This window comes from Marinobacter sp., assembly GCF_052091845.1.
Taxonomy (GTDB): domain Bacteria; phylum Pseudomonadota; class Gammaproteobacteria; order Pseudomonadales; family Oleiphilaceae; genus Marinobacter.
This window is the reverse complement of sequence record NZ_JBQDCO010000085.1, coordinates 1-5,298: the sequence shown is the minus strand read 5'-3', so window position 1 is coordinate 5,298 and position 5,298 is coordinate 1. Positions and strand designations below refer to the sequence as shown.

6 protein-coding genes are annotated in these 5,298 nt (G+C 53.9%); 4 read left to right on the top strand and 2 right to left on the bottom strand.

Features of this window, described 5'->3' with window-relative positions:
* The 4 genes from ACTHYN_RS16080 to hslU all read left to right on the top strand — a co-directional run.
* Positions 1–122 (top strand): DALR anticodon-binding domain-containing protein (locus tag ACTHYN_RS16080; RefSeq protein ID WP_441813415.1); only part of this gene is annotated, 122 nt, incomplete at its 5' end.
* 150 nt (positions 123–272) lie between these two features.
* A complete protein-coding gene (locus tag ACTHYN_RS16075) occupies positions 273–764 on the top strand; it encodes an SPOR domain-containing protein (RefSeq protein WP_441813414.1) in 492 nt (163 codons plus the stop codon).
* 207 nt (positions 765–971) lie between these two features.
* Complete coding sequence (gene hslV, locus ACTHYN_RS16070) at positions 972–1,532, top strand: ATP-dependent protease subunit HslV (protein ID WP_441813413.1); 561 nt, start codon at positions 972–974, stop codon at positions 1,530–1,532.
* Positions 1,533–1,544: 12 nt separating this feature from the next.
* Positions 1,545–2,876, top strand: coding sequence for an ATP-dependent protease ATPase subunit HslU (hslU, locus tag ACTHYN_RS16065; RefSeq protein ID WP_441813412.1), 1,332 nt, complete (start codon positions 1,545–1,547; stop codon positions 2,874–2,876).
* A 60-nt stretch (positions 2,877–2,936) separates the two neighbouring features.
* Here the strand turns inward: hslU and ACTHYN_RS16060 are convergent, their stop codons facing one another.
* Entirely contained in the window at positions 2,937–4,178 is a 1,242-nt protein-coding gene (locus ACTHYN_RS16060; protein WP_441813411.1) for a patatin-like phospholipase family protein, read from the bottom strand.
* Between the two features lie 119 nt (positions 4,179–4,297).
* A partial coding sequence (locus ACTHYN_RS16055) for a putative PEP-binding protein (RefSeq protein WP_441813410.1) occupies positions 4,298–5,298 on the bottom strand: 1,001 nt, incomplete at its 5' end.

The window sequence follows — 5,298 nt, the reverse complement described above, 5'->3', positions numbered from 1 at the left end:
ACAAAGTGCTGATTGAAGACACCGCCGTACGTGATGCCCGTGTAAGCCTTTACCTGGCTGTACGCCAGGTAATCGACAACGGGCTTGATTTATTAAGCGTTAGCGCACCAGAAGAGATGTAAATAGCAACAATGGCCCAGGATTATGCCCGCAAAAAGCGGTCGGCCTCGCCGTCTGCTACCTCCAAGAGAAAACCCGCCAAGGCAACACGTGCGCCTAAAAAACGCACCAAGCCTGCGGCACCGGCTCGTTCCCAGCGTGGAGGCCTGTCCTTGAAGTGGATTTTATCTTTGGCCACGGTCGGTGGGTTTATCGGATTTATTGTATACCTGAACTCTGTACCACCCAGCGCCGGGCCACAACCAAAACCGGCGGCCGAAAAATCGGCGCCACAACCGGCAGAAAAAACAGCAAAGCAGCAAGAGAAAAAACCCGGCTTTCGTTTTTACGACATGCTACCGGAATCGGAAGTTGTGCCGCCGAAGGTAGATGAGTACACCCCCGGCCCATCAAAGCAGAACTACGATTATATCGTGCAGTCTGGTTCTTTTCGCAGTAAAGAGGATGCGGAGCGCCAAAGGGCTCAGATTGCTTTCCAGGGCCTGCGGGCCTCTGTACAGCACATCGAACTCGATAGTGGCACTGTTTGGTACCGCGTAAATGTAGGGCCGTTTACTTCACGGAGCAAAATGAGCTCGGCCGTGGACAAGCTTGTGTCTATTAACATTCAGCCGCTTGCCCGGAAAATTCCAAAGAAAGAATAGCTACCCCGCGCACAACCGGAGTCTGCCGGGTGGGGCTTTCCAAAACACGCTGTAAATACATCCCTGTACGCTCGGCTCCGCCATCCATGGCTCCGCACGGTTTTGGAAAGCCCCACCCGGCAGCCTCCTCTCCGTAGGCACTTGAATTCTTTTATCCTGCCTCCATAAATGGCCAATACCGATTTTTATCAGGCAATTGGAGCCCTAATGACTACCATACTTTCCGTCAGACGCGATGACGAAGTTGCCATGGGAGGCGACGGCCAGGTTTCTCTGGGCAATACTGTTATGAAGGGCAATGCCCGCAAGGTTCGCCGCCTTTACAATGGCAAAGTGGTTGCCGGCTTTGCCGGCGGCACCGCTGATGCTTTTACGCTATTTGAGCGCTTTGAAGCCCAGCTTGAAAAATACGAAGGCAATCTTACGAGGGCGGCCGTTGAACTTGCCAAAGACTGGCGAACGGACAGAGCCTTGCGACGGCTGGAAGCGCTTCTTGCGGTGGCGGATGAAACCGCGTCTTTAATTATTACCGGTAATGGCGACGTAATCGAACCCGAAGAGGGCTTGATTGCCATTGGCTCTGGTGGTCCGTTCGCCCAGTCATCTGCCCGGGCGCTGCTTGAGAACACAGAACTTTCGGCCCATGAAATTGTGGAAAAAGGCCTGGATATAGCGGCCGACATCTGCATTTACACGAACCACAACCGCACCCTTGAAACGCTTTCCATCGGTGCAAGCGCCAACGAGCCATCCTCCAAAAACGATTGATCCGGAGCACACATGTCTGCAATGACTCCCCGAGAGATTGTCCACGAACTCGACAAACACATCGTGGGCCAGCAAGAGGCCAAGCGTGCAGTAGCAATCGCGTTAAGAAACCGCTGGCGCCGCATGCAACTGGACAGCACGCTTCGTGATGAGATTACGCCGAAGAACATTCTGATGATCGGCCCCACCGGTGTGGGTAAAACAGAAATTGCCCGTCGCCTGGCCAAACTGGCCGATGCGCCTTTTCTCAAGGTAGAAGCCACCAAGTTCACCGAGGTGGGCTATGTAGGCCGCGATGTGGAATCCATTATTCGCGATCTTGCAGATATGGCCGTCAAAATGCTGCGCGTTCAGGAAATGAAGCGCCATGAAGAAAGCGCCATGGATGCCGCGGAAGAGCGCATTCTGGATGCCTTGATTCCGCCAGCCAGAAGCTTTAACGAAGACAGCCAGAAGCCGACCGAGGATTCGTCCACACGACAGATGTTTCGCAAAAAGCTGCGTGAAGGTGAGCTGGACGACAAGGAAATCGAGATTGATCTGAGCAATTCCGGTGCCGGCGTTGAGATCATGGCGCCGCCAGGCATGGAGGAAATGACCAACCAGCTGCAAAGCATGTTCTCGAACATGGCCTCGGAAAAATCCAAACCCCGCAAGATGAAGGTTTCTGATGCCCTCAAGCGGGCAAAGGAAGAGGAAGCGGCCAAGTTGGTCAACGAGGAATCGATCAAGCAAAAGGCGATTCTTGCCGTGGAACAGAATGGCATTGTGTTTCTCGATGAAATTGACAAGGTAGCCAAGCGTTCGGAAAACACCTCATCGGACGTATCCCGGGAAGGGGTCCAGCGAGATCTTCTGCCGCTCATTGAAGGCAGCACGGTGAGCACAAAATACGGCTCGGTGCGCACGGATCACATTCTGTTTATTGCCTCCGGGGCGTTCCACCTGTCGAAGCCATCGGATCTTATTCCCGAGCTTCAGGGCCGTTTGCCCATCCGTGTAGAGCTACAGGCGCTCACACCGGATGATTTCAAGCGTATTCTGACCGAGCCAGACGCTTCGTTAGTTCAACAATATGAGGCGCTGATGGCTACCGAGGGCGTTAAGCTAACGTTTAACGACGAAGCCATCACCCGCATTGCTGAAATCTCCTGGAAGGTGAACTCCACCACCGAAAACATCGGTGCCCGGCGCCTGCATACGGTTCTGGAACGCTTGCTGGAAAGCTTGACGTTTGATGCCGGAGATAACGTAACGGAAGCGTTTGAAGTAACGGCCGATTACGTGAATGAGAAGCTTGGCGAATTGTCGGAAGACGAAGACCTGAGCCGCTACATTCTCTGATCTTCAGAGAGGTAATGAAAACCCAACGGCCAGGCGTTGACTATGCGCCTGGCCTTTTGTTTACTCTGCTTTTGAAAACAGCTGGGTGACGTTTCCCAGCCCCGTGGCAAGCTTGCCCTTCCCTGTTTTTTTCTGCCGGCTCTTGGCCACATACAGTGGCAGCATTTCGCCATACAGGCTGGTGCTGATGGTGCGCTGCTCATCCTCCAGGCGGTCTCGGCGCAGCTTTATTCCGTACTTCAACAGTTTGGGCTCTAACTCATCAGCCCGATTCAGCAGGTCCCGGCGGGTCATTTGATAAGCGTGCTCACACACCATTCTGCGCGACTGGAAGCTGAATACGTTGGAGAAAAACAGCATGGCGTCGTCTCTTGTGGGTTCAAACAAGAGAAGGTCCTTATCAGGGTAATCTGTCGCGTAATGGGCGACCCCCGACTGCATGCGTGAATACACCATTGTGCGGAACATCTGTGACAGCAGGTTGGGCATACCCGAGCGAGTTAACTCGCCCGGGGCCATGGTGCCAGCCCTAACGGCGGCGCTGGCATCAATTGGCACCTGGGGGTTTACCGCAAAAACCAGATCGGCGCCGTCTTCAAATGCCACCGAAGCGTGCAGGCCTTTGCGCAGTGTTCCGTCTACATAATAGCGGCCGTCGATATCAACCGGCACGTACAGACCAGGCGATGCCGTACTTGCCTGTATGGCCTTGGATATAGGCACGTGATCAAAGCCAGGCGCGCCAAAACACACAGCTTCGGTGCTTTCGACGTCTGCAGCCACAATGTAAAGGCTGCGTTTCAACTGTCGGAAATCGTTTGAGCGCCCAAGCATGGAAAATGCACGTTTCAGGTACTCATGCAGCCCTTCGTTATCAAAAAGCCCCGCCGGCGCGGCCTGCGCCAATATGGTCATAGCCTCCAGCAGGCTCTGATCGTAAGGGTTGCTCACAAAGCGGCGAACGGCGGTAGAAAGTAGCCCGGGTACGGCTAGCAGCCGACTACCCATTTCTTTCAACGCTGGGCGAAAAAATACATCTGGGTGAAAAGGATGGACCTCGGCTTCATTGCGAACAAAAATCCGACACAGTTGTGCTGTCGTCATCTGGTTGGCAAGATTGGCCGCCACAAATGAGCCGGTATTAACGCCCACATACACATCAAGACTGTTGAAATCCAGGCCATCCAGGGCTTCATCCAGCGCCCGAAGTGCGCCAATCTCATAGATGCCACCCAAAGGGCCGCCCCCACCGAGCGCGAGCCCAATGCGTGGAGTAGGTTTCAGATCGGTTGGCGTTGTCATAGCCTTTCCTTTTCCGGATAAATAGCCAGAGCTAACACTCTGAACTGTCTGGCTAACAAGGTAACAACCCGGTTTAGAGTACGCACCCTAGATTTGCAAGCCTGCCTGACATGACATTCTCAGGAAGCAGCCTTTCCCACAAGTGCTGTTGTGGTGGTTTTGCTGGGCCGCAGGTAACGCCCAAAGCCTGCGTTACGTAGCGCGAGGTCCACACAGCTTTTGATCACGTGGGGCGAATCCAACAGCAGTACATCTTTCAGAAGCTGTACGGCCCACTCTTTACTGACACTGCGAATAACAGATTTAACTTTTGGCAGGCTGGCTGCGTTCATGGATAAAGAATCGTAGCCCATAGCCATCAGCAATAGCGCGCCGCCCGGGTCCCCGGCTAATTCACCGCATATACCCAAGGGTTTACCCACGGCATGGGCGTCTTGAGCAATACGCACCAAAGCCTGCAGCACGGCTGGGTGGTATGAGTGGTAAAGCTGAGCAACACGGGGATTATTACGATCTACCGCCAGCAAATACTGGGTTAAATCGTTTGAGCCAACGGAAAGGAAATCCACGCGATCCGCCAGCTCACGAATCTGGTACACCGCGGCGGGTATCTCAATCATCACGCCTACCTTGGGCATGTGGATATCAAAACCTTCTTCCCTCACCTCGTGGTACACCCGGTATACCAGGTGCAGGGATTCTTCCACTTCGGAGATATTGCTGATCATGGGCAGCATGATTTGCAGGTTGTTCAAACCTTCGCTGGCTTTCAACATGGCCCGTACTTGTACCAGAAAAATTTCAGGGTGATCCAACGTAACCCGAATACCGCGCCAACCCAAAAACGGGTTTTCTTCTTCAATGGGGAAGTAGGCCAGAGATTTGTCACCGCCGATATCCAGGGTGCGCATGGTGACCGGGTTGGGCGCAAACGCCTCCAATTGCTCTCGGTAGTACTGACGTTGCTCTTGCTCCGACGGAAAGCGATCTTTGATCATGAATGGCACTTCGGTGCGGTACAGACCTATGCCTTCGGCCCCGTGGGTCAATGAGCGTACTACATCCGTCATCAGCCCGGTATTTACCAGCAGCGGTACCCGGTGACCATCGGTTGTTTCGC

Excerpts from the sequence above, each read along its gene's own strand:
- hslV (WP_441813413.1), top strand. The coding sequence starts at position 972 with ATGACTACCATACTTTCCGTCAGACGCGATGACGAAGTTGCCATGGGA.
- hslU (WP_441813412.1), top strand. The coding sequence starts at position 1,545 with ATGTCTGCAATGACTCCCCGAGAGATTGTCCACGAACTCGACAAACAC.
- ACTHYN_RS16060 (WP_441813411.1), bottom strand. The coding sequence starts at position 4,178 with ATGACAACGCCAACCGATCTGAAACCTACTCCACGCATTGGGCTCGCG.